The organism is Streptomyces sp. NPDC097107 (assembly GCF_044762405.1).
In the GTDB taxonomy this organism is placed as follows: domain Bacteria; phylum Actinomycetota; class Actinomycetes; order Streptomycetales; family Streptomycetaceae; genus Streptomyces; species Streptomyces thinghirensis.
Map to the genome: position 1 here is coordinate 96,092 of NZ_JBIWEF010000011.1, position 26,824 is coordinate 122,915.

The 26,824-nt window shown below is 73.2% G+C and carries 20 protein-coding genes; 6 read left to right on the forward strand and 14 right to left on the reverse strand.

What is annotated here, in order from left to right; all coding sequences use genetic code 11:
* Positions 1 to 42: 42 nt before the first annotated feature.
* The 5 genes from ACIQ1J_RS25660 to ACIQ1J_RS25680 form a co-directional block, all read right to left on the reverse strand.
* Positions 43 to 1,572: an aldehyde dehydrogenase family protein gene (locus tag ACIQ1J_RS25660; protein ID WP_403560392.1), complete on the reverse strand. Its 1,530-nt coding sequence runs from the start codon at positions 1,570 to 1,572 to the stop codon at positions 43 to 45.
* Between the two features lie 607 nt (positions 1,573 to 2,179).
* A complete protein-coding gene (locus tag ACIQ1J_RS25665) occupies positions 2,180 to 3,169 on the reverse strand; it encodes a malate dehydrogenase (protein WP_210957838.1) in 990 nt (329 codons plus the stop codon).
* A 459-nt stretch (positions 3,170 to 3,628) separates the two neighbouring features.
* Positions 3,629 to 4,933: a DUF2690 domain-containing protein gene (locus ACIQ1J_RS25670; RefSeq protein WP_403560394.1), complete on the reverse strand. Its 1,305-nt coding sequence runs from the start codon at positions 4,931 to 4,933 to the stop codon at positions 3,629 to 3,631.
* 383 nt (positions 4,934 to 5,316) lie between these two features.
* Positions 5,317 to 5,799 carry a DUF3017 domain-containing protein gene (locus ACIQ1J_RS25675; protein ID WP_403560668.1) on the reverse strand — a complete coding sequence of 161 codons (483 nt, stop codon included), beginning with the start codon at positions 5,797 to 5,799 and terminating at the stop codon, positions 5,317 to 5,319.
* A gap of 91 nt (positions 5,800 to 5,890) precedes the next feature.
* Positions 5,891 to 6,745 carry a bifunctional methylenetetrahydrofolate dehydrogenase/methenyltetrahydrofolate cyclohydrolase gene (locus tag ACIQ1J_RS25680; protein ID WP_403560396.1) on the reverse strand — a complete coding sequence of 285 codons (855 nt, stop codon included), beginning with the start codon at positions 6,743 to 6,745 and terminating at the stop codon, positions 5,891 to 5,893.
* A 330-nt stretch (positions 6,746 to 7,075) separates the two neighbouring features.
* Between ACIQ1J_RS25680 and ACIQ1J_RS25685 the strand changes: the two genes are divergently transcribed.
* The 4 genes from ACIQ1J_RS25685 (at position 7,076) to ACIQ1J_RS25700 (ending at position 10,705) form a co-directional block, all read left to right on the forward strand.
* Positions 7,076 to 7,699, forward strand: coding sequence for a hypothetical protein (locus tag ACIQ1J_RS25685; RefSeq protein WP_403560398.1), 624 nt, complete (start codon positions 7,076 to 7,078; stop codon positions 7,697 to 7,699).
* A gap of 132 nt (positions 7,700 to 7,831) precedes the next feature.
* Complete coding sequence (locus tag ACIQ1J_RS25690; RefSeq protein WP_210957842.1) at positions 7,832 to 8,578, forward strand: FHA domain-containing protein; 747 nt, start codon at positions 7,832 to 7,834, stop codon at positions 8,576 to 8,578.
* Positions 8,575 to 10,137 carry a protein kinase gene (locus ACIQ1J_RS25695; RefSeq protein ID WP_403560401.1) on the forward strand — a complete coding sequence of 521 codons (1,563 nt, stop codon included), beginning with the start codon at positions 8,575 to 8,577 and terminating at the stop codon, positions 10,135 to 10,137. Before ACIQ1J_RS25690 ends, ACIQ1J_RS25695 begins: the two co-directional genes overlap by 4 nt.
* A 97-nt stretch (positions 10,138 to 10,234) precedes the next feature.
* Positions 10,235 to 10,705, forward strand: a complete 471-nt coding sequence (locus tag ACIQ1J_RS25700) for a hypothetical protein (RefSeq protein WP_403560403.1) — start codon at positions 10,235 to 10,237, stop codon at positions 10,703 to 10,705.
* 328 nt (positions 10,706 to 11,033) lie between these two features.
* Here ACIQ1J_RS25700 and purH read toward each other — a convergent pair whose 3' ends face one another.
* Both purH and purN read right to left on the reverse strand, forming a co-directional pair.
* The gene (gene purH, locus ACIQ1J_RS25705; protein WP_210957845.1) at positions 11,034 to 12,605 is read right to left on the reverse strand and encodes a bifunctional phosphoribosylaminoimidazolecarboxamide formyltransferase/IMP cyclohydrolase; all 1,572 of its coding nucleotides are present in this window, start codon (positions 12,603 to 12,605) and stop codon (positions 11,034 to 11,036) included.
* Complete coding sequence (gene purN / locus ACIQ1J_RS25710) at positions 12,602 to 13,240, reverse strand: phosphoribosylglycinamide formyltransferase (RefSeq protein ID WP_403560405.1); 639 nt, start codon at positions 13,238 to 13,240, stop codon at positions 12,602 to 12,604. Before purN ends, purH begins: the two co-directional genes overlap by 4 nt.
* 323 nt (positions 13,241 to 13,563) lie before the next feature.
* Here purN and ACIQ1J_RS25715 point away from each other — a divergent pair, with 323 nt between their 5' ends.
* The gene (locus tag ACIQ1J_RS25715) at positions 13,564 to 14,349 is read left to right on the forward strand and encodes a hypothetical protein (RefSeq protein ID WP_403560407.1); all 786 of its coding nucleotides are present in this window, start codon (positions 13,564 to 13,566) and stop codon (positions 14,347 to 14,349) included.
* Positions 14,350 to 14,658: 309 nt separating this feature from the next.
* Here ACIQ1J_RS25715 and ACIQ1J_RS25720 read toward each other — a convergent pair whose 3' ends face one another.
* Positions 14,659 to 16,239 (reverse strand): DUF6350 family protein, encoded by a 1,581-nt coding sequence (locus ACIQ1J_RS25720; RefSeq protein WP_403560409.1) that lies wholly within the window; start codon positions 16,237 to 16,239, stop codon positions 14,659 to 14,661.
* 96 nt (positions 16,240 to 16,335) lie between these two features.
* Between ACIQ1J_RS25720 and ACIQ1J_RS25725 the strand changes: the two genes are divergently transcribed.
* Positions 16,336 to 17,622 (forward strand): helix-turn-helix domain-containing protein, encoded by a 1,287-nt coding sequence (locus ACIQ1J_RS25725; protein ID WP_403560411.1) that lies wholly within the window; start codon positions 16,336 to 16,338, stop codon positions 17,620 to 17,622.
* A gap of 86 nt (positions 17,623 to 17,708) precedes the next feature.
* On the opposite strand, the gene sucD is transcribed toward ACIQ1J_RS25725, so the two are convergent.
* The 6 genes from sucD to ACIQ1J_RS25755 form a co-directional block, all read right to left on the reverse strand.
* A complete protein-coding gene (gene sucD / locus ACIQ1J_RS25730; protein ID WP_210957850.1) occupies positions 17,709 to 18,593 on the reverse strand; it encodes a succinate--CoA ligase subunit alpha in 885 nt (294 codons plus the stop codon).
* A gap of 28 nt (positions 18,594 to 18,621) precedes the next feature.
* Entirely contained in the window at positions 18,622 to 19,803 is a 1,182-nt protein-coding gene (gene sucC, locus ACIQ1J_RS25735) for an ADP-forming succinate--CoA ligase subunit beta (RefSeq protein WP_210957851.1), read from the reverse strand.
* Positions 19,804 to 20,309: 506 nt separating this feature from the next.
* Positions 20,310 to 21,407: a hypothetical protein gene (locus ACIQ1J_RS25740; RefSeq protein WP_403560414.1), complete on the reverse strand. Its 1,098-nt coding sequence runs from the start codon at positions 21,405 to 21,407 to the stop codon at positions 20,310 to 20,312.
* A 162-nt stretch (positions 21,408 to 21,569) separates the two neighbouring features.
* Positions 21,570 to 22,277, reverse strand: coding sequence for a hypothetical protein (locus ACIQ1J_RS25745; protein WP_403560416.1), 708 nt, complete (start codon positions 22,275 to 22,277; stop codon positions 21,570 to 21,572).
* 704 nt (positions 22,278 to 22,981) lie between these two features.
* Positions 22,982 to 24,154, reverse strand: coding sequence for a VWA domain-containing protein (locus tag ACIQ1J_RS25750; protein WP_403560418.1), 1,173 nt, complete (start codon positions 24,152 to 24,154; stop codon positions 22,982 to 22,984).
* Positions 24,151 to 26,778 (reverse strand): DUF5682 family protein, encoded by a 2,628-nt coding sequence (locus tag ACIQ1J_RS25755; protein WP_403560670.1) that lies wholly within the window; start codon positions 26,776 to 26,778, stop codon positions 24,151 to 24,153. The genes ACIQ1J_RS25750 and ACIQ1J_RS25755 overlap by 4 nt, the downstream gene beginning before the upstream one ends.
* Positions 26,779 to 26,824 lie beyond the last annotated feature (46 nt).

A 26,824-nucleotide genomic window follows, 5' to 3' on the forward strand; every position in this document is an offset into this window, starting at 1 on the left:
CCCGGGTGGGGTGCGGGCGGGGTGGAGTGGGGCGAAGCGGCGTCAGCCGGCGAACCAGCGGACGGGCTTCGGGGCGAGGTTCTGGTAGACGTGCTTGCTCTCGCGGTACTCGGCGAGGCCCGCGGGGCCCAGTTCGCGGCCGACGCCGCTCTTGCCGAAGCCGCCCCACTCCGCCTGCGGGAGGTAGGGGTGGAAGTCGTTGATCCAGACGGTGCCGTGCCGGAGCCGGCCCGCGACCCGGCGGGCCCGTCCCGCGTCGGCGGTCCAGACGGCCCCGGCCAGACCGTACTCGGTGTCGTTGGCGAGGGCTACGGCCTCGTCCTCGGTGCGGAAGGTCTCGACGGTGAGCACCGGTCCGAAGACCTCCTCCCGTACGACCTTCATCTCCCGGTGGCAGTGGTCGAGGACGGTCGGCTCGTAGAAGTAGCCCGTCTCCGGCCGCTGGGGGGACGGCTCGGGGCGCTTGCCGCCGCAGCGCAGCTCGGCGCCCTCGGCCAGCGCGGAGGCGACGTAGTCCTCGGTCTTGGCGCGCTGCTGCTCGGAGACGAGCGGGCCGCACTCGACGCCGTCCTCGGTGCCTCGGCCGAGGCGGATCTTCGCGGCGCGGCGGGCGAGTTCGGCGACGAAGCGTTCGCGGACCGACTCCTCGACGATGAGCCGGCCGCCGGCGGAGCAGACCTGGCCGCTGTGGATGAAGGCGGCGTTGAGGGCCTGGTCGACGGCGGTGTCGAAGCCCTCCTCGCTCTCGCAGGCGTCGGCGAAGACGACGTTGGGGTTCTTGCCGCCGAGTTCGAGGGCGACCTTCTTGACGGTGACGGCGGCGGCCTGGGCGACCTTGGTGCCGCTGATCAGGCCGCCGGTGAAGGAGACCAGGTCGACGTCGGGGTGCTCGGCGAGGCGGGCGCCGACGCTGTGGCCGGGACCGGTGACGATGTTGGCGACGCCGGTGGGGAGGCCGGCCTCGGTCAGCAGGTCGATCAGGGCGACGGTGGTCATCGGGGTGATCTCGCTGGGCTTGATCACGAAGGTGTTGCCCGCGGCGAGCGCGGGGGCGATCTTCCAGCTGGCCTGGAGGAGCGGGTAGTTCCAGGGCGTGATCATCGCGCAGACGCCGACCGGCTCGTGCACGACGACGCTGTGGATGTCGGGCGAGCCCGCGTCGACGACCCGGCCGGGGGCCTCACCGGCGACCAGGTCGGCGAAGTAGCGGAAGGCGTCGGCGACGCAGTCGATGTCGACCCGGCCCTCCTCGACGGTCTTGCCCGCGTCGCGGCTCTCCAGCAGGCCGAGCGGCTCGCGGTCGCGTACGAGGAGGTCGGCGACGCGGCGCAGCAGGGCGGCGCGTTCGGCGACCGGGGTGTGCGGCCACTCGCCCGTGTCGAAGGCGCGCCGGGCGGCGGCCACCGCGAGGTCGGTGTCCTTCTCGTCGCCCTCCGCGATGACGGCGAACGGCAGGGCGTCCGCGGGGTCGAGGATCTCGCGGGTGGCGCCGGAGGACGCCGCCAGCCACTCGCCTCCCGCGTGAATGGTCCGGTGCGCCCGCTCCGCCGGGGTTTCCGTGCTGTTCGCCATGATCGGTATTGCCTTCCGTTCCTGATCAACCCCCCTGTGTCACACGCGTGTCACTCCCGGGGACCGTGAGCCCCTGCCCACCTGCCCCGCATGCATGCCGAACCGGTGACCGAAAGTGCGGCGCATCACTAAGAAGAGGGACGGAGAGGCATGAAGCACGCACATGGACGCGTCGGTTTCCCCTGACTGAAGTCAAAGGAATGGAGCCGGCGGCAGAGGGCGGGGGCCGGTGGCGCGGTGACTGTCCCTGCGGGACCTGCGCGTCCGCCTCGGCCTGGACGCCGGACACCTGAGCCGGACGGTGAAGGCACGGGAGGCGCGGGGCATGGTCCGGCTGGGCGCGCATCCCGACGGCGGCCCGGCGCCTGCTCGACGGGCTGGAGGGCGGGGCCGCCGCGCGCGGCCCGACCGTCGTGGGGCTCGACACCCACGTCGTGCTCACCGAGGCGCGGGGCGATGTACGAGGCGTCCGGCTGCACCGAGACTCCGGCGCGCTCCGGCCATGTCTGCGCCGGGCACGGGTTCGAGATGCGGCTGCCGGGGGGCCTGACAACGGGCGCGGGCCCCGTCCCGGAACGGAAACGGGGCCCGTGCGGGCGGGGTGGGCTCAGATGAGGCCGAGAGCGCGGACCGCCTCGCGCTCCTCCGACAGCTCCTTGACGGAGGCGTCGATGCGGGCGCGGGAGAAGTCGTTGATCTCCAGGCCCTGGACGATCTCGTACTTTCCGTCCTTCGTGGTGACCGGGAAGGAGGAGATGATGCCCTCCGGAACGCCGTAGGAGCCGTCCGACGGAATGCCCATGGAGGCCCAGTCGCCCTCGGCGGTGCCGTTGACCCAGGTGTGGACGTGGTCGATGGCGGCGTTGGCGGCGGAGGCGGCCGACGAGGCGCCGCGGGCCTCGATGATGGCGGCGCCGCGCTTGGCGACGGTGGGGATGAAGTCCTCGGCCAGCCACTTCTCGTCGCCCACGACCTCGGCGGCGTTCTTGCCGGCGATGGTGGCGTTGAAGATGTCCGGGTACTGGGTGGCGGAGTGGTTGCCCCAGATGGTCAGGCGCTTGATGTCGGTGACCGACGAGCCCGTCTTCTTCGCGAGCTGGGTCAGCGCGCGGTTGTGGTCCAGGCGGGTCATGGCGGTGAAGCGCTCGGCCGGTACGTCCGGGGCGGCGGCCTGGGCGATCAGGGCGTTGGTGTTGGCCGGGTTGCCGACGACGAGGACCTTGATGTCGTCCGCGGCGTGGTCGTTGATGGCCTTGCCCTGCGGCTTGAAGATGCCGCCGTTGGCCTCCAGGAGGTCACCGCGCTCCATGCCCTTGGTGCGGGGGCGGGCGCCGACCAGGAGGGCGACGTTGGCGCCGTCGAAGGCGACGTTCGGGTCGTCGGTGATCTCGATGCCCCGGAGGAGCGGGAACGCGCAGTCGTCCAGCTCCATCGCGGTGCCCGCGGCGGCGTTGAGCGCCGGGGTGATCTCCAGGAGGCGCAGCTTGACCGGCACGTCCGCGCCGAGCAGCTGGCCGGAGGCGATGCGGAAGAGCAGGGCGTAACCGATCTGGCCGGCCGCGCCGGTGACGGTGACGTTCACGGGAGTGCGGGTCATGGCGTTCTCCGTATGACAGCTGGCGGTGGGGCGTCCCTGCCCCGGGCGTTTGATCGATCTCTTGGTATCAAGAGATCGATCCAGCCGTCAGGCTATCGCGCCTCCCGTGCCCGGGACGTCCGGGTCGGTGTGGCCCGGCCCACAGGACCACCGCCGGATCACCCGCGCGCGCGACCGGCACGCCGAAAACGCGCGCGGAACCGAGGACATCGCGTGCCGAACGGAGCACCTGGCGCGCGGAACCGAGGACATGAAAAGGCGGCCGCCTGTCCGGGAGAGGGGGACGAAGGCGACCGCCGTTCGGGGATACCGTTGCCGGACTCCCGTGGGGGTACTTCTCGCGTGCCCCTGACTCCGCGGGCCATGCCTGCCGCGGGCGACTTTTCTCCCGGTGCTGCCGAGGCCCGTTCCCCACCGGCATCGCGGCCCGGCTCCGTACGGCCCCGCACGGCCCCGCGGCTACTTCGTGCAGCCCTTCTGGCCCGCCGTCAGCGTCACGCACGCCTTGGCGTCGGACGCGGACTTCACCGCCACCATCGGGGTGTACGCGACGGTGTCGGCGGCCCCGGCGACCGAGCCCGTCTGCGGGCTCGCGCCGTCCGCGCTCACCTGCACCTCGTCGCCCTGGGCGGCCTGGGTGACACGGGCCCACGCCGCGCCGCAGATCTTGCTGTAGCGGACCTCGACGGCTGCCGTGCCGACGGTGGCGGTCGCGGCGGTGGTCACCAGGTCGCCGCCGCAGCCCATGATCTCCGGGTCCTTGCCGGTGCAGGCGTCGCCGCTGCACTCCACGCCGGGCGGCAGCTCGGGGTCGGAGCTGACGGTGGGCGACGGGGACGGCTTCGCGCCCTCGTTCTTCTTCTCATCACCGTCGTTCAGAAGGAAGAAGGCGCCCGCGATCACGACGAGCACGCCGACGACGCCCGCGACGAACGTCGTCATCCGCTTGCTGCCGCCCCCGGAGGGCCGGGTCCGCGGACGGGAGCCGCCGTGCGGGGGTTCGCCGTACGAGCCCGAGGGCGTCGTGGAGGCCGAGGGGCCGTGGCCGCTCGGTGCGGCGGCGGCCGGCGCCGCCGGACCCCGCGCGGCTTCCCCCGAGTCGGCCCGGGTCCCGGACCACGCCGTACGGTCACCGGTCGGCGCCGGTCCCCGGTATCCGGCCATGCCCCACGAGTTGCCGTCGGACGCGCCGCCGGACGACGGGACGGAGGGAGCGCCCGGCGCACCGCCGCCCCGGACCGTACCGACGGCCGAGTCGGGGCTGTCGGCGGCCGTCGGCTGCGCGGGAACCGTCGGCGGAAACGTGGGCGCCACACCGGCCGGCCCGGCGATACCGGGCGTGGCCGTGGCGCCGCCGCCGTGCCGGCCGGTCCGGCTCCCCTTGCCGTTCCGGCCGCCGTTGCCCGACTTGGCCGCGGGCGTGCCCAGCTCGCCGAGCGCGGCGCGCGCCTGGGAGATCCGAATGGCCTCCATGGTCATGTCATGGCGCATCTCCGAGCGGCTCCAGGCCCGCTCGGCCAGCTCCCACATGGTGGTCAGGTGGACCGGATTGGTCCGCGTCACCTCGGCGAGGGCCACGACGGCGCCCTTCGGCGCCAGCAGCCGGCCGTTCAGATAGCGCTCCCAGGACGTCTTGCTGTAGCCCGTGGCGTCGGCCACCGAGGCGATGCTCAGCTCACTGCGGTCCACGAGTCGGCGCAACTGACTCGTGAACTCTTCGATCTGCGGATCGAGTTCATCCGGCAAGGCCTTCCAACGAGGCATTGCTTCCCCCTCTTCCCCCCGGTGACGTGCTGTTCGTTCCCCGTTCGGTCCTCGCGCGCGGCGTCCCGCGCGGAGTCCCCGTTCTGGCTACCCACAGGGATGCGCCCGGTCAGGATCTCAGTTCCCGGGGTGGGGGCGCACAGGAGCACAGGGGTCGCGAACATGCACCGTCGCACGTCCACCGACCCGTGGTCCAGTGTCCCACCGGCGTTCCCCTGCCCGGAACCGAACCCCGTTTTTCACGGCTCGCGTAGCGGAGTAGCGGAACGGTCACTTCCGTGCCACAGCGCCCCGACAGGCGTTGAACAGGGCGTTCGCCGTGCAGGAGGGTTGGTCCCGGCGGACGGCCCGTCCTCCCACGGGGGTGGAGGACGGGCCGTTCGCTAACTCACCGTGAAGTGCAGGGTGTCCTTCAGGAAAGGGATCTCCAGCCACGGTTTCGGCTGGGCCATCATCGCCAGCAGGACGATGGAGAGGCCGAGGACGCCGTAGGTGGTGATGTCCGTGAAGCGGGAGCGCACGGCGAGCATGCCGACATCGGGCAGCACCCAGCGCAGCGCCGCGCCGATCAGCAGGGCGGTGCCGATCAGCAGGGTTCCGTAGCGGAACACGTCCAGCGCGGTCAGCAGCAGGCCGAGGCCCACCAGGCCGACCACGAGGAGGATCGGCCACTGCCGGGCGGGCGCCGGGGCGTCGCCGGCCGCGGCCCGGCCGCCGCCCTCGGGGCGCGCGGTGTCGCGGGTGAAGAGCGGGAACCGGCGGGTGATCCGCCGCGGCCTGCCCTCGGCGTCGGGCGCGCTGACGGGGTCCCGGACGGTGATGTCCTCCGGGCGCTCCGCGTGCTCCCGGTGCTCCGCGTGCTCCACTTGCTTCCGGTGCTCCGAGTCCCCCGCGTGCTCCACTTGCTTCCGGTGCTCCGAGTCCCCCGCGCGCTCCGGGCGCTCGGCGTCGGTGTCGTCAGCCGGCACTGCGCTCCGCCGCCTCCACCACGTTGACGAGCAGCTGGGCCCTGGTCATGGGGCCGACGCCGCCGGGGTTCGGGGAGATCCAGGCGGCGACCTCGGCCACGCCGGGGTGGACGTCGCCCATGATCTTGCCCTCGGCGTTGCGCGAGACGCCCACGTCGAGGACGGCCGCGCCCGGCTTGACGTCCTCGGGGCGGACCAGGTGCGGGGAGCCGGCCGCGGCGACGACGATGTCCGCGCGCTTGAGGTGGGCGGCCAGGTCCCGGGTGCCGGTGTGGCACTGGGTCACGGTGGCGTTCTCGCTGCGCCGGGTGAGCAGCAGCGGCATCGGGCGGCCGATCGTGACACCGCGGCCGACGACCACGACCTCGGCGCCCTTGATCTCCACGCCGTGGCGGCGCAGGAGGGTGAGGATGCCGTTCGGGGTGCAGGGCAGGGGGGCCGGCTCGTTCAGGACGAGACGCCCGAGGTTCATCGGGTGCAGGCCGTCCGCGTCCTTCTCCGGGTCCATCAGTTCCAGGATGCGGTTCTCGTCGATGCCCTTCGGCAGGGGCAGCTGGACGATGTAGCCGGTGCAGGTGGGGTCCTCGTTCAGCTCGCGGACGACCGCCTCGATCTCCTCCTGCGTCGCCGTACCCGGCAGTTCGCGCTGGATGGAGGCGATGCCGACCTGCGCGCAGTCGCGGTGCTTGCCGGCGACGTACTTCTGGCTGCCGGGGTCGTCGCCGACCAGGACGGTGCCGAGGCCGGGTGTGATGCCCCTCTCCTTCAGCGCCGCCACGCGGGCGGTCAGTTCGGACTTGATCGCGGCTGCGGTGGCCTTGCCATCGAGAATCTGGGCGGTCATGCCCCCATCCTCGCGGATGACCGGCCCCCGGTTCCAATCCGGCCGACATCCGGGCACCGGCGAAGCGCTCACCGGGCGCCGCCCGGGGCCTCGACCGGAGCGCCGGCCGGGCGTCCCGGGGCGTGTCCCATCCCGGCGGATCGCGATCGACGCTGTTGCACTTGCACAACACCTCGCGGCCGGGCTGGACAAGTAAGAGACAGGTCAAGAACGATGGGCAGAAGCACAGTGCCGCGGGGCCGTACCGGGGGGACGAACCGCCACGAAGTAACTCCTCCGCATCGAGCCACGCGTCGTCCCCGCACGTGACAGCTACGGAGGAAGTCCCGCATGAGTTTCGGCGACCCGAACAACCCCTACGGTCCGCCGCAGGGCCAGCAGCAGGGCCAGCAGCACGGCCAGCAGCCGAACTACGGCTACCCAGAGCAGCAGCCCCAGGGCCAGCCCGGCTACGGCTACCCCGCCGCCCCGCCGGTCCAGCCCTACGGCGGCGGGTACGCCCCCGCCCCCGCGGTCATGCCCGGCACGGTGAAGGCCGCGCGTGTGATGCTGTTCGTGCTGGGCGCCTGCCAGGTCATCGGTGGCGTGCTGATGATCGCGGCCAGCTCCTGGTTCGCCGACTACATCGAGGACGAGGTCAACTCCGACCCCAGCATCTCGGCGCAGGACGCGGACACCGTCACGAGCATCGGCGCGGGCCTCATGATCGGCGTAGGCGTGATCTTCCTGGCGTTCGCGTTCTGGGCGATATTCACAGGAGTCAAGTTCGCCACCGGCCGGGGCGGTCCGCGGGTCTCCGCGATCGTCTACGGCTCGGTCGTGACGCTGGTCAGCGTGATCAACCTGGTGGGTGCCAACATCTTCGCCCTGATCAGCCTGGTCCTCGGCATCCTGATCATCGTCTTCTGCGCCAACAAGAAGGGCAGTTACTGGTTCAACCGCCCGCAGTACTGAACCGGCGCCCGCCACGGCACACTTCGCGCCAATCAAGCCATGGGGCCGTGTCTCACCCGTACGAGGGGAGACACGGCCCCGGTGCGTCGCCATAGTCTGACGTGGTAGCCGTCAGGCACGGGGAGACGCACCTTGTACAGCATCATCGTGGTACCTCCGCCGACCACGGAGGACGAACACACCCGCACCCAGTTCCGGCTCGCACCCGGCGAACGGCTCGTCTTCGGGCGGTCCGTGCCCGAGGGCGGACTGCTGATCGGGCACGACGGAGTGTCCCGCAGAGCCGGTGAGATCACCGCCCACGGCACCTTCTGGGCCCTGAGCAACCTGTCCGCCCACCAGACCTACGTGGTGGAGAACCCGGAGGGCGCCGGCGAGCACATCAAGGTGGCGCCGGGCCGGCTGGACGCCCCGGTGCCGTTCGAGTTCTCGCGGATCGTGCTGCCCGCCGCGGGCGACCTGCTGCCGGTCGACGTGTGGGCACCGCGCCACGACTATCTGCGTGCCGAGGACGGCACCGACGGCGAGCCGACCGCCCCGGCCTTCTCCGTCGACCGCACCAAACGGTACTTCGCGGTCCTGGCGGCCCTGTGCGAACCGCGGCTGCGCGGGGCACCGCACGCGCCGCTGCCGACCGTCGAGCAGGTCGTCGAGCGGCTGCGGCCGGGCTGGCCGGCCGCGTCGCGCACGTCCGTCCAGTGGAACATCGACTACCTGGCGGTGAAGCTGCGGCTGAAGCCGGGCCCGGAGACGGCGGAGGCGGGCGCGCGGCTCAACGGCAAGAAGGAGTCCCTGGTGTCCATGGCGCTCCGCTTCGACCTCGTACGGGAGGACGACCTCGTGGTCCTCGCGGCACCGCCGCGCCGGGTGCCCCGGTGACCGAGCCGTACGCCGTCCCCGTGCCGAAGGGTTACCGGGTCGGCGTCTGGGAGGTGCGGGCGCCGATCGCGACGGGCGCCTTCGGCAGCGTGTACGAGGCCCGCCGGGTCGGTGACGGCGACCCCGGTCTGCCGCGCACGGCCGCCCTGAAGTTCCTGCCCACCGGCACGGGCACCCCGCGCCAGCTGACCCACCTGCGCGAACTCGTCGAGCGCGAGGTCGAGTTGCACCGTCGGCTGCGACGGCCCCGGCTGGTGCGGATGTACGAGACCCTCGTCGTCGACGACCCGGCCCGCCCCGCGCTCGACGGCGCCACCGTCCTCGTACTGGAGAAGGCGGAGGGGTCCCTGTCCGCCCTGCTGTCCGCGTCGCCCCGACCGGCCGCCGGGCCCGCGCTGGTCGCCCAGGTGTGCGAGGGCCTGGCCCAGCTGCATCACGCCGGGTGGGTGCACGGAGACCTGAAACCGGCCAACGTGCTGCTGATGAGGGACGGTTCGGCCCGGCTCGCCGACTTCAACATGGCCGCCGAACTGGAAGGCACCCACGCCTACACCCCCGCCTTCTCCACCCCCGACTACACCCCGCCCGAACTGCTCTGGTCCGAGATCGGCGAACGCGGCCGGCGGATCCGCCCCTCCGCCGACGTGTGGGCCTTCGGTGTCCTCGCCCACCTCGTCCTCACCGGGTCCTTCCCGCTGCCCGGCGGCACCCCGGCGGCCCGCCGCGACGCCGGGGCCGCCTACGCGCGCGGCACCGAGGAGCTGCGTCTGTCGCCCGCGCTGCCCGAGGTGTGGCGGGAGATCGTGCGCGCGTGCCTGACCCGTACGCACGCCGAACGCATCGGCACGGACGCCCTGTTGCGGCAGGTGGCGGCGGTCGCGGGAGGTACGGGCGGCCGGTCCGTCCTGCCGCGCCGCGCGGGCCCCCGGCGCACGGCCCTCGCCGCGGCGGCCGCCACCGTGGCCGTCGCCGCGCTCGGCTACGGCATCAGCACCCGCGCAGGCGACGACGGCCCCGGCTCCACACCCGGCGGCCGGGGTCCCGGCGGCACCGCGACCGTCTCCGCCGCCTCCTACGGCGCCGGTGAACTGCGCACCGACCGGGACGTACCGGCCGCCTACCGCCTGCTGATCGTCGAGACGGCGCACGACTGCGACCGCGAGGAGGTCGGCCCGCCCCTGATCGCGGCCATGCTGAAGGTGGAGAGCGACTTCGACCCGGCCCTCGCCGACCCCGCGAGGAACGAGTACGGAATCGCCCGCTGGACCCCGAGCGTCCTGCGCTGGTGGATGAACGAGGACGGAACCCCCGGCGAGGAGGTCCCCGAACCCCCCTTCCCACCCGCCGAGTCCATCCCGGCGATGGGCCGCTACCTGTGCTGGATCACCCCGCGCCTCGACGCCGGCCTCCCGGGCGACCGCCGGGTGCTGATCGCCGTGGCCTACCGGACGTCGTACGACAAGGTGAACGACGCGGGCGGGGTTCCCCCGAAGTACCGCGACTACGCCGCCCGCGTCGCTCACCACCTCAAGGAGTACACGCCGCCGGGGAGGAAGTGACCCTGAGAGTTGCGAGGTACCGCGCGGCGGCCGCCCCGGGCACGGTGTGAGCACACCGCTCCGGCGGTTCGACACCGACGTTCATGGGGGAACAACAGTGAACATCATCAAGCCCGCCGCGCTGCTCGTCGCGGCATCGGCCCTGGTCGCCGGCTCCACGGTCGCGGCCACGGCCGCCGCCGACCCGGCCGGCACCCGGGTGACCGCACTCCAGCAGGCCGCCGACGAGGTACTGGCCGGCAAGCCGACGCCCCTGCGCGTGTCCGCCGACGCGGTCCAGTACGAGGGGCTGACCGTCACCGAGGCGCCCAGGACCAAGGGCGCCCAGGACCTGGCCTGCGACTACGGCCACCTGTGCATGATCGTCAAGGGCACCAAGTTCGACTTCTACAAGTGCCAGACGTGGAACGTCACCAACTGGACCGGCGACGGCCCCTTCACCAACAACCAGACGCGCGGCACGGTCGCCAAGTTCTTCAACAAGGACGGCAGCGTCCGCTGGACCTCGACGGCCTACCAGGCGGGCACGGCCACCTGGGACCCGATCTGGTCGCTGCGCCCCTGCTGATCCGCTGATCCGCGCGCGGGAGCGTGCCTGACCGGCGGCCCCGGCCTCCTCCATGGAGAGGGCCGGGGCCGCCTCATGCCGTGCCGGGTGCCTGCTGTCGCTGCCGGACCGCGTCACGGCCGCCCGCAGCACGGACGCCTCCGCCGGTGTGCGGGTGTGCAGTACGGTCGCACCGTGCCGGACGCCGGTGACGAGACCCGCGTCCCGCAGTGCGCCGGCGTGCCGGCCGGCCGAGGACGCCGCCCTGGGCCGGGGCAGGAGACGACGGGGCCCGCCGGGCGGTACCGGCGGGCCCCGTCGTCGTCCGGCTCACCGGGCGTCGTACGCCTCAGTGGAAGAAGTGCCGCGTCCCCGTGAAGTACATCGTCACGCCGGCCTTCTCCGCCGCCTCGACGACCAGTTCGTCGCGGACCGAACCGCCGGGCTGGACCACGGCCTTCACGCCGGCCGCGGTGAGGATCTCCAGGCCGTCCGGGAAGGGGAAGAAGGCGTCGGAGGCGGCGTACGCGCCCTGCGCGCGCTCGGCGCCGGCCCGCTCCACCGCCAGCTTCGCGGAGTCGACGCGGTTGACCTGGCCCATACCCACGCCGACGGAGGCGCCGTCCTTGGCGAGGAGGATCGCGTTGGACTTGACGGCCCGGCACGCCTTCCAGGCGAAGGCGAGGTCGGCCAGGTCGGACGGGGAGAGGGCCTCGCCGGTGGCCAGGGTCCAGGTGGCGGGGTCGTCGCCGTCGGCCTGGAGGCGGTCGGTGACCTGGAGGAGGGCGCCGCCGTCGATGGGCCTGACCTCGACCGGGGCCGCGGGGGCCGCGGGGGCGCGCAGCACGCGGATGTTCTTCTTCCTGGCGAGGGCCTCGAGGGCGCCGTCCTCGTAGTCGGGCGCGACGATGACCTCGGTGAAGATCTCGGCGACCTGCTCGGCCATCTCCTTGGACACCGGGCGGTTGACCGCGATCACGCCGCCGAACGCGGACAGCGGGTCGCAGGCGTGCGCCTTGCGGTGCGCCTCGGCGACGTCCGCGCCGACGGCGATGCCGCACGGGTTGGCGTGCTTGATGATCGCGACGCAGGGCTCGGCGTGGTCGTACGCGGCACGGCGGGCGGCGTCCGTGTCCGTGTAGTTGTTGTACGACATCTCCTTGCCGTGCAGCTGCTCGGCCTCGGCGAGGCCGCCACCCTCGGGGGAGGTGTAGAGGGCGGCGGGCTGGTGCGGGTTCTCGCCGTAGCGCAGGGTGTGCGCGCGGTCGTACGTGGCGCCAAGGAAGTCGGGGAACCGCGACTCGTCCACGGGGGCGTACTCGGAGGCGAACCAGGAGGCGACGGCCACGTCGTACGCGGCGGTGTGCTGGAAGGCCTCGGCGGCCAGGCGCTTGCGGGCGGCGAGGTCGAAGCCGCCGTCCTGCACCGCGGAGAGCACGTCGGCGTAGCGGGCGGGGCTGGTGACGACCGCGACCGAGGGGTGGTTCTTGGCTGCGGCGCGGACCATCGAGGGGCCGCCGATGTCGATCTGCTCGACGCACTCGTCGGCGGTGGCGCCCGAGGCGACGGTCTCGCGGAACGGGTAGAGGTTGACCACGACCAGGTCGAACGGCTCCACACCCAGCTCGCCGAGCTGCTGCCGGTGGCTGTCCAGACGCAGGTCGGCGAGGATGCCGGCGTGCACCTTGGGGTGCAGGGTCTTGACGCGGCCGTCCAGGCACTCGGGGAAGCCGGTCAGCTCCTCGACCTTGGTGACGGGGACACCCGCGGCGGAGATGCGGCCGGCCGTGGACCCGGTGGAGACGAGTTCGACGCCCGCCTCGTGGAGCCCTCGCGCGAGCTCCTCCAGCCCGGTCTTGTCGTAGACGCTGACGAGCGCGCGACGGATGGCCCGCTTGTTGCTTCCGGCGGTGGCGGTCACTGGATAACTACCTTTCGTCCCTCAATGCGATAGCCGTTGCGGGCGAGCCGCCCCACGACATCGACGAGCAGCCTTCGCTCGACTTCCTTGATGCGCTCGTGCAGAGCGCTCTCGTCGTCCTCGTCCCGGATCTCCACCACGCCCTGCGCGATGATCGGCCCGGTGTCGACGCCGTCGTCGACGAAGTGGACGGTGCAGCCGGTGACCCTGGCGCCGTACGCGAGCGCGTCCCGCACGCCGTGGGCCCCCGGGAAACTGGGGAGGAGGGCGGGGTGGGTGTTGACGAACCGCCCCCCGAAGCGGGCCAGGAACTCCTTGCCCACGATCTTCATGAACCCGGCCGAGACGACGAGGTCCGGCTCATGGGCGGCGACGGCATCGGCGAGCGCCGTGTCCCACGCGTCGCGGGTCCCGTAGTCCTTGACCTTCCGCACGAACGTCGGCAGTCCGGCGCGCTCGGCGCGGTCCAGCCCCTCGATGCCCTCGCGGTCGGCGCCGACCGCGACGATCTCGGCTCCGTATGCCTCGACGCCGGTGGCGGCGATCTCGTCGAGGAGCGCCTGAAGATTGGTGCCGGATCCGGAGACCAGCACGACGAGGCGCTTGGCTCGCTGGGCCACGGGCTTGGCGGCCACGGTGGGGGCCTTTCTCGGGGGGAGCTGGTCTGTGCGGTCGGTTTCGTACGGCCGACGGTTGAGCACGTTCATCGGTTTGTGCGGTCATACGAATGCTTCGCGCCCCGGGATACGGGGAAGTCTACGAAGCGGCCGACCGTCAGCAACGATACCGGCACACCGGACGGCCCCCTCGGGACGGGGGCGGGGCCGGGAGGTAGCGTCTGCGTGGAACCGGCCCGGGAACGCCACCTGCGCGTCACACGTTCACCAGTCGTGCCGACCGGTACGCCCGTTCCACCAGATCGCCCGTTCACTGTCGCCAAGGGGAAGACGCTCACTTGATGCCGGACCGCAGCCTGCGACTGCTCACGCTCTCCCAGCAGTCGGCGCAGCCAGGGGAGCGCAGCACCGTGTTGCTGCGGGAACGCCCCTCTTCACCGCCCGACACTCCCTCGGACCGGGCGGACGGCGGCGAGCAGGACGGCGCCACCGAGAAGGACAATCCGTTCGCACCGCCCCCCGAGGGCACGCCGGACCGCCCCTGGCAGCCGCGGCACCCGTCGGGCGACGGCGGCGATTCCCGGGGTGACGGCGGACGTTCGCCGTGGGGCCGCCAGTGGAGCGACCGGCAGCCCGGCCGCTCCCCCGGCGGCTTCGGCGAACGGCCCGGCGGTTCCGGTTCCGGCCCCGAGGGGTCGGGCGGTGGCACGGGGCCGCGCTGGGACCCGACGGACCCCGCCCAGCGGCGCGCCCGCTATGCCCTGCTGTGCGGCATGTGGGCCCTCTTCTTCGCGCTCTTCACCTGGCCGTACGTGGCTCTGCTGCTCGGCGCCCTGTCCCTGTACTGGGGCATCAGCGCGCTGCGCGCCAAGCCCCGCGCCGCCTCGGACCCGGACACCCCGGCCCCGCCCGCCGACCAGACCCGCCGTCCGCAGCGGACCGCCGCGATCAGCGGCCTGGTCACGTCCTCCCTGGCCATCGTCCTGGTCGCCGCGTCCTTCGGCGCACAGCTGGTCTACAGCGACTACTACACCTGCCGGAACGACGCCCTGACCAACGTGGCGAAGCAGAACTGCGAGACCCACCTCCCGGAACAGCTCCAAGACCTGCTGGGCACGGAGGGCTGACGCCACCTTCCTGACGCCGGGCGCGGCGATTTCAGCCCGTCCGGCGCTGGGCCTTTCAGCCCGTCCGGCGCTGGAGGCCTTCCAGCCCGTCCGGCGCTGGGCCTTTCAGCCCGTCCGGCGCTGGGCCTTTCAGCCCGTCCGGCGTTCTAGGACGAGGCCGTCCAGGCCGAAGCGGGGGTCTGGGGGCGCAGCCCCCGGGGGCAGGAAGGGCACGGGCAGGAAGGGCAGGGGCGGCGGGGGCGAAAGAAGCCACGGCGGCGACGCCGTGCCGGCACCGCTCCCACGGCGGCGACGCCGTGCCGGCACCCATCAAGGCACCCGCGACGGCCCCTCTCCGGGGGAGTCGACCGGCAGCAGATCGTACGGCGATTCACCATGGCCACCGCCACCGCCACCGTCCCCCCGCCCCCACCACCGCCCCACCGGGGGCAACGAAACCCATCCCCGCAGACGCCCACCACCGGCATCAGTCACCTCCCCGCCCTCCGCCACCTGCGCCGAAGCGGCAGCGCCCCGCCCCCGCCACGCCCTCAGCAGCACCACCACCGGCAGCGCCACCACCGCGACCCATGCCAGCGTGGCGCCCCCGGCCTGCCACCACACCGGCCCGAACCGGGCGAGGGCACCGCCCCCGAGCGGCCCGCCCGCCAGCGCGGACAGCAGGGCGACGAGGACCGCGCACAGCGCCGCGGCCAGTACGGCGGCGGCGACGGTCCGCCGCCACGACCACACCCCGGCGGCCTCATGCGCGCCCGGGTCCGCCCCCGTCGCCGCCCGCGCCGTGAACCACCCCACCACCACCCCCGCCGCCAGCGGCACCGCCCCGGCCGTCCAGTGCAGCGGCGTGCCCGGACCCGCGTCCGGCACCGCCGCCAGCAGCGGGAACGGCGGCAGCAGCGGTGCCGGGTCGGAAGCGAAGGGGTCCACGACATGGCCGGTGCCGAGCACGAATCCGGGACCCAGGGCGTACGCCGTCGCCCACACCGCCGCGTTCGGCACCAGTGTCAGACAGAGCAGCAGCACGGCGAACCGCCCCGACCACCCCTCGGTCAGCTGCAGGAACGCCTCCCGCGCGGCGGCCCCGTGCCACACCAGCGACACCGCGAGCAGCAGCGCCCCGCCGCCGGCGAGCACCGCCGCACCGGCGCCCGCGGCGCGCGTCGCGGCGCCCAGACGCGCGTCCGGTTCCACCATCAGCTCCCGCAGGTTCCGGGGCAGTACGCGCAGCGCCCGTCCCACCGGCCCGCCCGGACGGCCGAACGCCGTCCACACGCCCGCGCCCGCCGCGCCCATGGCGACCAGCGGCAGGCACATCACCGCCCACCACCAGGAGGGCCGCAGCGCACCGCCCGCCGCGTACAGCACGACGGGCGTGGCGACGGCGAGATAGCCGATGACGACCCCCGCCCAGGCGTTGCGCGCGGAGACGGGCGGCGGTCCGGCGTCCGGGAGGATCCCGCCCCCGCCCAGACGCACGCCGACCCCCGCCTTCGCGCCCCCGCCCACGGCCACACCCACACCGTCCCCCGGGTCCGTGGCGTCCCGGGCCGCCCGGTGCAGCAGCCACACCGGCAGCAGCAGGAGCAGCAACGGGGTGACGCCGACGGGTGCGGAAGCGCCGGAGAGCGTGTCGGCACGGACCAGTTCGGCCCCGTGCGCCAGCACCCACAGGGCGGCGGCGACGTGCAGTGCGCCGCCGGGCCCGCTGTCGGGGTACGGCGAGCTGATCCACAGCAGCATCACGAGCGCGGCACACGAAGCCAGCCCCAGTCCGGCCGCGACACCACCGCCCAGGAGGCCGGCGGCCAGCCCGGGCGACCGGTCGCGCCAGCGGGTGCGCAGCAGGGACAACGGGGCTCGGCGAGCGGTCGTCTGGATCACGCCCGCCATGCTCCCAACGACACGCGCTTTACCGGCGTAACAGGCGAAGCTCCGCTGTGTCGCTCAATATATGTTTATGTACTTTTTCGTACGAAAGAGCGCCCTGTGACGCGGAGCCCGGCAACCCCGCTGCCTCCCCCCAAGGCACGCCGACGCCTGCGTGAGGCCGCCGCTCTGACGCAGGCTCAGCTGGCGGCGCGGATGGGTGTCGCCCGCGAGACGGTCCGTGCGTGGGAGAGCGGCCGCACGACCCCGCGCGGCCGGAAACGGGAGGCGTACACGAAGCTGCTGAACACCCTGGCCGAGGAGGCGACGGCACGGCGGGCTAAGCCGGGGCCCACCGCGTCGCCGGAACCGGCCCCGGTACCCGTCGTCGTGGCCGTCGGCGCCGGATCGGCGAATGCCTCCGGGGAGGCCGCCGACAGCCTCGTACTCCCGGCGAAGCCACTGGACGAGCGGCGGTCGGACCAAGGCTCGAGCCCGGTACCGGAACCCGGACCGGAACCAAAACCAGAACCGGAACCGGCGGCTGAACGGGAGTCAGGGCCGGGACCACGACCCGAGCCGACGCCCGAGCCGACGCCCGCGCCGACCGCTTTGACGCCCGCTCAGGCATTCGACGCGCTGTACGAGTTCGGCGCCCCCGCCCTCGTACGGCAGACCTTCCTGCTGACCGGCCGCCGGGAGCTGGCGCGCGAGTCGGTGGAGCGGGCCTTCCAGGTCGCCTGGGAGCACTGGCCCGAGGTGGCCCGCGACCGCGACCCGGTGGGCTGGGTGCGGGCGGTGGCGTACGAGTACGCGCTCTCGCCCTGGCAGCGGTTCCGCCTGCGCCACCGGCATCCGGAGCCGCCGCCCGCCGACCACGGTGACCGCACCCTGCTGAACACCTTGCTCAGGCTCCCCCCGCCGCACCGCCGCACGCTCCTGCTGTACGACGGTGTGGGACTGGGCCTGCCCGAGACGGCCGCGGAGACGGAGGCGAGCACCCCGGCGACGGCGAACCGGTTGCTGCACGCCCGCGAGGCCGTCGCCGACCGGCTGCCCGAGCTGGCCGATCCGGAGGTACTGCACCGGCGGCTGGCGGAGCTGGCGTCGACCGAGCGACTGCGGGCGGCCAGGCCGCCGACGGTGCGGATGGGCAGCGAACGCCGGGCACGGTTCCTGACCCGGGCCGCGATCGCCTTCACCGTCGCCCTGATCGGCACCACGGCGCTGACCCTGCGCACCGCGCCCACGCACTACGAGCCACCCGTGTCCCCGGGGGAGACGGTGCGTGGGGTACCGCCCAAGGTGGCGCCGGGGGCGCTGTCGGACGAGGAGCTGGAGCTGCGGCAGAAGCTGCGGGACCAGTTGCAGGACGGACCGGAGCGACTGGCGCCCCGGCCGGAGTGACGTGCCGTACGCCGAGTGGCCCGCCCCCGTGATCGGGGGCGGGCCACTCGGCGTACGGAATCGGCCGGGAAGCCGGTGGTGCCTCGTCAGCCCGCCAGGATGGCCCGGGCGAGCTTCGCCGTCTCGGTCGGCGTCTTGCCGACCTTGACGCCGGCGGCCTCCAGGGCCTCCTTCTTCGCCTGGGCGGTGCCGGACGAACCGGAGACGATGGCGCCGGCGTGGCCCATGGTCTTGCCCTCGGGCGCGGTGAAGCCCGCGACGTAGCCGACGACCGGCTTGGTCACGTTCTTCGAGATGTACTCCGCCGCACGCTCCTCGGCGTCGCCACCGATCTCGCCGATCATGACGATCAGGTCGGTCTCGGGGTCGGCCTCGAACGCGGCGAGCGCGTCGATGTGCGTGGTGCCGATGATCGGGTCGCCACCGATGCCGACGGCGGTCGAGAAGCCGATGTCACGCAGCTCGTACATCATCTGGTACGTCAGCGTGCCGGACTTCGAGACCAGACCGATACGGCCCGGCTTGGTGATGTCGCCCGGGATGATGCCGACGTTGGACTGGCCCGGCGTGATGATGCCGGGGCAGTTCGGGCCGATGATCCGGGTCTTGTTGCCCTTCTTGCCGGCGTACGACCAGAAGGCGGCCGAGTCGTGCACGGCGATGCCCTCGGTGATCACGACGGCCAGCGGGATCTCGGCGTCGATGGCCTCGACGACGGCGTCCTTGGTGAACTTCTCCGGCACGAAGATGACGGAGACGTCGGCGCCGGTCTTCTCGATGGCCTCCTTGACGGTGCCGAAGACCGGTACCTCGTTGCCGTCGAAGTCCACGGACTGACCCGCCTTGCGCGGGTTGACGCCGCCCACGACGTTGGTGCCGTCACCCAGCATGAGCTTGGTGTGCTTCATGCCGGTGGCACCGGTCATGCCCTGGACGATGACCTTGCTGTCCTTGTTGAGCCAGATAGCCATGGTGTGTTGGTGTCCTCGTCCTGAGTGCTTACTTGGCGGCGTGGGCCAGCTCGGCGGCCTTGTCGGCCGCGCCGTCCATGGTGTCGACGCGCTGGACCAGCGGGTGGTTGGCGTCGGTGAGGATCTTGCGGCCCAGCTCGGCGTTGTTGCCGTCGAGGCGGACGACGAGCGGCTTCTCGACCTTCTCGCCGCGGTCCTCCAGGAGCTTCAGCGCCTGGACGATGCCGTTGGCGACCTCGTCGCAGGCGGTGATGCCGCCGAAGACGTTGACGAACACGGAGCGGACGTCCGGGTCGCCGAGGATGATCTCCAGGCCGTTCGCCATGACCTGGGCGGAGGCGCCGCCGCCGATGTCCAGGAAGTTGGCGGGCTTGACGTTGCCGTGCTTCTCACCGGCGTAGGCGACGACGTCCAGGGTGCTCATGACGAGACCCGCGCCGTTGCCGATGATGCCGACCTCGCCGTCGAGCTTGACGTAGTTGAGGTTCTTCTCCTTGGCAGCCGCCTCGAGCGGGTTGGCGGCGGCCTTGTCGTGGAGCTCCTCGAAGTCCGGGTGACGGAACTCGGCGTTGTCGTCGAGCGACACCTTGCCGTCGAGGGCGATGACGTCGCCGGAGACGACCTTGGCCAGCGGGTTGACCTCGACCAGGAGGGCGTCCTCCTTGATGAAGGTGTCCCACAGCTTGACCAGGATGTCGGCGACCTTGTCGGCGACCTCGGCCGGGAACTTCGCGGCCTCCACGATCTCGCGCGCCTTCTCGGGCGTCACGCCGTCGATCGCGTCGATCGGGGTCTTGGCGACGGCCTCCGGACGGGTGGCCGCCACCTCCTCGATCTCCACGCCGCCCTCGACGGAGGCGATGGAGAGGAAGGTGCGGTTGGCACGGTCGAGGAGGAAGGAGACGTAGTACTCCTCGACGATCTCCGGGGCGGTCTCGGCGAGCATCACCTTGTGGACCGTGTGGCCCTTGATGTCCATGCCGAGGATGTCCGTCGCCCGGGCGACGGCCTCGTCCGCGGAGGCGGCCAGCTTCACGCCACCGGCCTTGCCGCGACCACCGACCTTCACCTGCGCCTTGACGACGGACTTGCCGCCCAGACGCTCGGTGATCTCGCGCGCCGCCTCAGGCGTGTCGATGACTTCACCGGCCAGCACCGGTACATCGTGCTTGGCGAAGAGGTCCCTCGCCTGGTACTCGAACAGGTCCACGCGCTTCCGTCCCTATCAGTGATCTCGCGGTTCGTTGGATGCGTGGGCGTGCCGCGAAGGGCAACGTGACGTCCGCTGTGAGTCACAAGGGGGGCGCACACGGTGACCGAGCGCGCGGCATGTCCGTCTCGCAGGTTATCGCCGCTTGCGGAGGGTCTCTAAATCGTGGGTCACACCTGAGCGGTGATGCCTGTCACATGATGCCGCGCTCACCGGCACGGGGTGCCGGATGTGAGGGCTCGGCAGGGCGCCGGACAGCGGCTCCGCGAACCGGCGGAGGGGCCTCACCGGGCTGGGGTGAACCCGGTGAGGCCCGTAAATCGCCCCGGGGGTCCGCAGCACTGCGGGCCCGGGGTGCGGGGCGTCCGGTCCCCACCCCAATGGGGACCGGACGCCCCGATCCGCGGGGCTACGGCCGGACGGAGGCCGACGGCTTTCGGCCGGACCGTCCGGGGCCGTGCGCTCCGCGAAGCCCGTGGTTCACCTGATGTCCAGGTGGGCGGATGTCAGACGCCGTACGGGTTGCCGAGCGCGCCGTAGGCGCCGTCCCGGAGGTCCGCCGCGTAGGCGGGGGTCACCGACCGGGCGACGTCCCCCACACCGGTGACGGCGTTACCGGCCAGCGGCGTGTGCCGGACGGTTCCGGTCAGGTCCTGCGCGAAGGGCGCGGCCTGTCCGGTGACGCCGTGCGCGAAGAGTGCCGCCTCGCCGGTGACGCCGTACGTGAGCGCCGTGGCGCTGCCGCCGACGCCCTCGACGACCGGCCGGACCGTTTCGGCCACGGCGTCGACGACCGGCCGCACGGCACCGGTCACGCCCTCGGCGAACGGTCCCACCTGACCGGTCACGCCCTGCGTCAGCGGCGGTACGGCTCCGACGACGCCGCCCGCGAAGGGCCGAACGTCGCCCACGACGCCGTCCGCCAGTCCGCCGGCGTCCCGGACTGCCTGCCCGGCGACGGGCACCGCACCGTCCACGGCGGTGTGCGCGACCGGCGGCAGTACGGCGTCCGCGGTGTCACCGGTGGCCTGGCCGACCAGCCCGTTGGCGTACGGCCACACGTCCTCGACGACGCCCTCGGCGACCGGCACGGCACCGGTCACGGCCTGGTCTGCGACCGGCGGCGCGACGGCGTCGACCGTCTCTTGGGCGACGGTCTGGGCCTGGGTCCGGGTCCCGTCCAGCTCCGGCGCGAAGGCGGAGAGGGGGCCGAAGAGGTAGTCGACGTCGTCGGTGACGGGGGTGAGGTGGTCGCGGTCGGGGGTGACGTCGGAGAGGACGTCGGACGTGATGTCGGAGGTGATGTCGGAGGTGATGTCGGAGGGGACATCGGTGGTGGCAGTGGTGGTGGCAGTGGTGGCGTCGGTGGTGGTGGCGTCGGCCTCGGCGGTGATGTCCGTCACGGCGTCCGTCACGTTGTCGGTCGCGGCGTCCGGGGCGTTCTCGGCGGCGTCGGCGGCGGCGGCGGTCGTGTCCGTCACGGCGTCCGGTACGGACACGGAGACGGCCGGCAACTCGTCGGCACTCGCCACGGAGGAGCCCAGCGCCCAGGCACCGGTGACGCCGGCGGCGATGACTATGGAACGGCGGATGTTCTTGTTCATGGGTACGTCAGGGTCCTTCGAAAGAGCTTGGGGACATTTCCGATTGCCGGGCCGGGTGATGCGGCGCCGGCGGCACCCGCCCGGAGGAGTGAGAAGAGTCCGGGCGGTGGGCAGACCTCTCCGCCCCCGCGCGGCGGGTCTGCGGCGGGGGAAGGCCCTGCTCTAAGCGGGAGAGACGGGAATGTCCCGGTACCGGTCCCGGGTCTCGGCGGCTTCGGCACGCGCGAAGGCGCCGGGCACGAGTCGGAACGGGATCCGGTGATGCGGGGTGACCGCGTGCGCGTCACCGTGGCGCGGCGTGCCGTGGTCGGCACCGGCTCCGGCGCCCAGCGTGCCGTCGGGATCGCCGGTGGGTGCCCGGTGGGCGGGGGCGTGCTCGGTGGGCGCGGGCATTGCGCGGTGGGTGTCGAGGTGCGCCGCGGCGGGCGACCCGGCGCCGACGGGCCCCGGGCCGTACGCGACGTGTGTGGCGACTCCGGCACCGTCGGATGCGGCGGACGTGACCACCGCGGCGACGGACGTGTCGGCGTCGGCGTCGGCGTCGGCGTCGGATGTGTCCGGCACCGTGATCGAGGGCCCGGGCCGCGGGTCCGTGCCGACCGGCATCAACCGACCGGGAACGTCGGCCATGCCGGACGGGTCCGGCAGCAACGGCATCGAGGGCGCCGACGGCAGCGACGGCCGCGAGGGGGAGGACAGCGAGGGCGGGGCAGGAAGCGGTGGCAACGCCTCCAACGGCGGCACCTCCGTCTGCGCGACCGCCCCGAGCCCGTCGGCCACCGTCGCCACCGCGTCACCGACCGGCCGCACGACCCGGGCCTCCGCGGACCGGACGACGCCCTCGGCCACCGGACGAAGATCCGAAAGCATGATGCCGGAGCGCTGGGCGGCCCCGAAGTCCTGGTCGGTCTTGGCACTATGGCCGGTCCGGGAACCCTGGCCGGTTTGGAAATCCAGGCCGGTTTGGGAATCCAGGCCGGTCCGAGAACCCTGGCCAGTCCGGGAATCCAGGCCGGTCCGGGAATCCAGGCCGGTCCGAGAACCCTGGCCAGTCCGGGAATCCAGGCCGGTCCGAGAACCCTGGCCAGTCCGGGAATCCAGGCCGCTTCGGGAATCCAGGCCGGTCCGAGAACCCTGGCCAGTCCGGGAATCCAGGCCGCTTCGGGAATCCTGCGGGGCGGTTGACTCCCGTGCTTCCCGCGGGCGCTGCGTGGGCACGTCGACGACCTGTCCGATCGCGTCCCGCGCGGGCGGCGCCCCCTCGGCCGCCTGCGCCCGCTCTCCGCAGAGGATCCCGAGCACGAACACCCCGCCCACCAGCAGCGCCACATGCAGCGCACGCCCCCCGGCCACCGTGCGCATCACGCGCAGAGCGGCACCGGGCAGGGCTGCTGACCAGATCAAGAGGGGGAGATTCCTCCCGTGCGGCGGAACGGATCGCGCGTCGAACATCGCATCGACACGACGCGCGATCCTCGCACGGGACTCCGGAGGTTACGCAAGCCCGGTCTCACCGATGGGCAGTCATGTCCGGTTTACCGGCAGGAATCGGGCCACCCCGGATCGACAAATCGTCACCCGGCATCCGGTATCGGCAGGGGACGCTTCTCGATCGCCGCCGCCATCACCTCCGGGAAGAGATCGGGCGTGCAGGCGAAGGCCGGCGCGTCCAGTGCGGCGAGCGCCGCCGCGTGCTCCCGGTCGTACGCGGGCGCCCCCTCGTCGGACAGCGCCAGCAGCGTCACGAACTGCACCCCCGCCGCCTTCATCGCCGCGACCCGTTTGAGCATCTCGTCCCGTATGCCTCCCTCGTACAGGTCGCTGATCAGCACGACCACCGTCTCCGTGGGCCGGGTTATCTGCGACTGGCAGTACGCCAGCGCACGGTTGATGTCCGTACCGCCGCCGAGTTGCGTGCCGAAGAGCACGTCGACCGGGTCGTCCAACTGGTCGGTGAGGTCGACGACCGCCGTGTCGAAGACGACGAGCCGGGTGTCGATCGACCGCATGGACGCCAGCACCGCGCCGAACACGGACGCGTGAACGACGGACGCCGCCATCGACCCCGACTGGTCGACGCAGAGGACGACCTCCTTCTTCACGGACCGGGACGCCCGCCCGTAACCGATGAGCCGCTCCGGCACGATCGTCCGGTACTCGGGCAGGTAGTGCTTGAGGTTGGCCGCGATCGTGCGGTTCCAGTCGATGTCGTGGTGGCGCGGCCGGCTGGTGCGGGTGCTGCGGTCGAGGGCGCCGGTGAGGGTGGCTCGGGTGCGGGTGGCGAGCCGCTTCTCCAGGTCCTCGACGACCTTGCGCACGACCGCCCGCGCCGTTTCCCTCGTCGTCTCCGGCATGGCCTTGTTGAGGGACAGCAGGGTGCCGACGAGGTGCACGTCGGCCTCCACGGCTTCGAGCATCTCCGGCTCCAGCAGGAGCACGGCGAGACCGAGCCGGTCGATCGCGTCCCGCTGCATGACCTGCACGACGGAGGAGGGGAAGTAGGTCCGGATGTCCCCCAGCCAGCGCGCCACGGCCGGCGCGGAGGCACCGAGCCCCGCCGAACGGCCCCGCCCCGCCCGTGGTTTGTCCCCCCTTCCGTAGAGCGCGGTGAGCGCCCCGTCCATCGCGGCGTCCTGTCCGGCGAGGGTGTGGCCGGTGCCGTCGGCCGGGTCACCGCCCAGCACGAGCCGCCACCGCCGCAGCCGTTCCTGTGCCGGGTCGGCGTCCACCGGCTCGGTCGTCGTCATGCGTCCACCCCCACGACGTCGTTGTCGTCGGCCCCCGACCGCCGGCCACCGGTGCCGTCCCCGGCGGTGCCGCTTCCCGCGCCCACCACACCCACCGAGGCCGCCGAGGCCGCCGCGCCCACGGCACCCGCCGAGCCCACGGCACCCGCCGCGCCTGCCGCGCCCGCCACGCCTGCCGCACCTGCCGAGCCCACCGCGGGCGCCGCACCCACCGAGGCCGCCGCACCCGCCGCACCCACCGAGGCCGCCGCACCCACCGCCCCCGATGTACCCACCGCGCCCGATGCGTCCAGGCCCAGCAGCAGCCGGACCACCGGCAGTACGGCGTCGGCGCGTCCGGTGTCCAGGCCGGCCGCGAAGCCGGGTATGCCGGAGCGGGCCGTCGTCACACTCCCCCGCCCCTCCGGTCCGCGCCGGACCAGCTCGCCGAGGCTGCGGCGCACTCCCGGCTCGTAGGCCGAGAAGGTGCGCCGGAGCAGCGGCAGCACGTCCGTGAACGCCTCCGCCGGTACGCCGGTCAGCCAGCCGTCGACCAGCGCCAGTAGCCGCTCGTCGTGGAGGAGCAGCATGCCGCCGCCCGAGCCGCCGCCCACGAAACCCTCGATCCAGGCCGCCGCGTCCGCCGGTGGCGTCCCGGGGGACAACACCAGGCCCATGAGCCGCGCCGCCTCGTCCGGCGCCGACTCCCCGTCGTCCAGCAGGAGCCGTACGGCTCGCCCCCGGACGACACCGGGCACGGTGTCGCGCGCGGAGAGGGTGCGCAGCACGGCCTGCCAACGGGACCGGAGATCGCCGTGGCCCGGTGCGGGGGCGGCGCCGAGAAGGCCCACCGCGCCGTGCACGGCGTCCACGTGCCGGCGCATCTCCTCGGCCGCGTCGGCATCCAGCGCGGCACAGGCCGGAGGCAGGCCGACGAAGACCCGCTGGGCGAGACCTGCGGCGACCTCGGCCAGTGCGCCGGTGTCGGTGCCGCGCACATCGCCGTACCGCAGGGAGCGGACCAGGGCCGGCAGGGCCTGGGCGAGGTGACCGACGTCCGTGTCGAGCGCCGCGCGGTCGGCGAGTATCCGCATCACCGGGGTGAGCGCGTCCGGCAGTTCGGCCAGCAGGCAGCGTTCGGCGAGCGCGGTGACCTCGGCGAGGCCCCGCGCGGTGACGGCGTCCGCCTCGGCTCTGGCGGTCGCGGCGGCGAGCACGGTCGTGCCCCACACCCCGGCCTCGGCGACCCGCACCGCCAGCTCCGGCTCCCACCGCAGCCGCCACGTCTCCCGGAACGTACCCGTACTGCCCCGCGAGGCGGCCGGCTCACCCCACCCGACGCCGAGCAGCCGCAGCCGGTGCAGCAGTCTGCTGCGCCCCGCGTCGGTCTCCTTGCGCAGGTCGAGCTCCAGCTCCCGCTCCGGCGCCTCCGGTTTGAGCCGCAGCCGCCGCTGGGTCCGGGCGAGGTCCCGCTGCAACGGCACCGCCGGCGCCCCGGCGGGCACCTCTCCCAGCACGTCCCCCACGACCAACCGGTCGTGCACCGGCGCCAGCGGCACGTCCGAGCCCTCGCACATCACCGCGCGCACGGCGTCCGTCGTCTCGCTCAGCCCGGGCAGCGGACGGCCGCGCATCACCGCGAGGGTCTCGGCCAGCCGCACCGCCTCGATGACGTGTGCCGAGGAGACGGTCCGGTCCTCCTCCCGCAGCAGCCCGGCCACCTTGGTCAGCCACCGTTCGACGGGCCGGTCCGCCGCGCCGAACAGGTGCCCGTACCAGCCCGGCGACTCGATACCCGCCCCGTACCCGCTGGCCCGGGACAGCCGGCGGTGTGTCCAGGGCACCCAGGTCATGTCCACCTTGGTCCTGGGCAGCCCTTTCAGCAGCGCCCGGTCGGCGGCGACGGTGACCTTGCGGCGGAGCGCGGGCACGTGCCAGGCCCCGCAGACCACGGCGACGCCCTGGGCGAACTCGCGTCGTGCCGCCCGTACCTGGAGCCGCATGTACGCCTCCCGCACGAGGTCCCGGTCGTGCCCGCCGCCCTCCTCCGTCTCCCGCAGCGCCCCCATGGCCTCCTCCAGCGCCGTGAACGGGGCGAGCACGTCCCCCTCTCCGGTGCCCCGGTGCTCGACGACGTCCTCCCACCAGCGTTCGGGGTCGTCGTGGCCGGCGGCCTCGGCGAGAGCCGCGAGCGGATCTGCCCGGACGCCGGGGGAGTCGGACCCGGACTCGTCCCCTTCCCTCCCCTCGTCCGCTTTCTCGCCGTCCCCGGCGCACTCCGCTGCCTGCCACGCCAGCGTGTGCGTGGCCGGGAGGTCGATGAAGCGGGCCGGGACACCGTGCTCCAGGGCCCAGCGGACGGCCACCCACTCCGGGGAGAACTCGGCCAGCGGCCAGAAGGCCGAGCGGCCGGGCTCGTCCACGGCGTGTGCGAGGAGTGCGACCGGCGGCCGCATGTCCTCGTCGGCGGCCAGCGGGATCAGGGCGTCGGCTTCCGGCGGCCCCTCGATCAGCACGATCCCCGGCCGGGCCGCCTCCAGCGCGACGCGGACCGCGCGTGCCGACCCCGGGCCGTGGTGGCGTACACCCAGCAGCAGCGGCCCACCACCGGCCCCACCCGGCGTGCCGGACCCACCGCGGGCCATGTCAGCGCCGGTCACACCGTCCCCCTCGCCTACGGGTCCAGCTCGA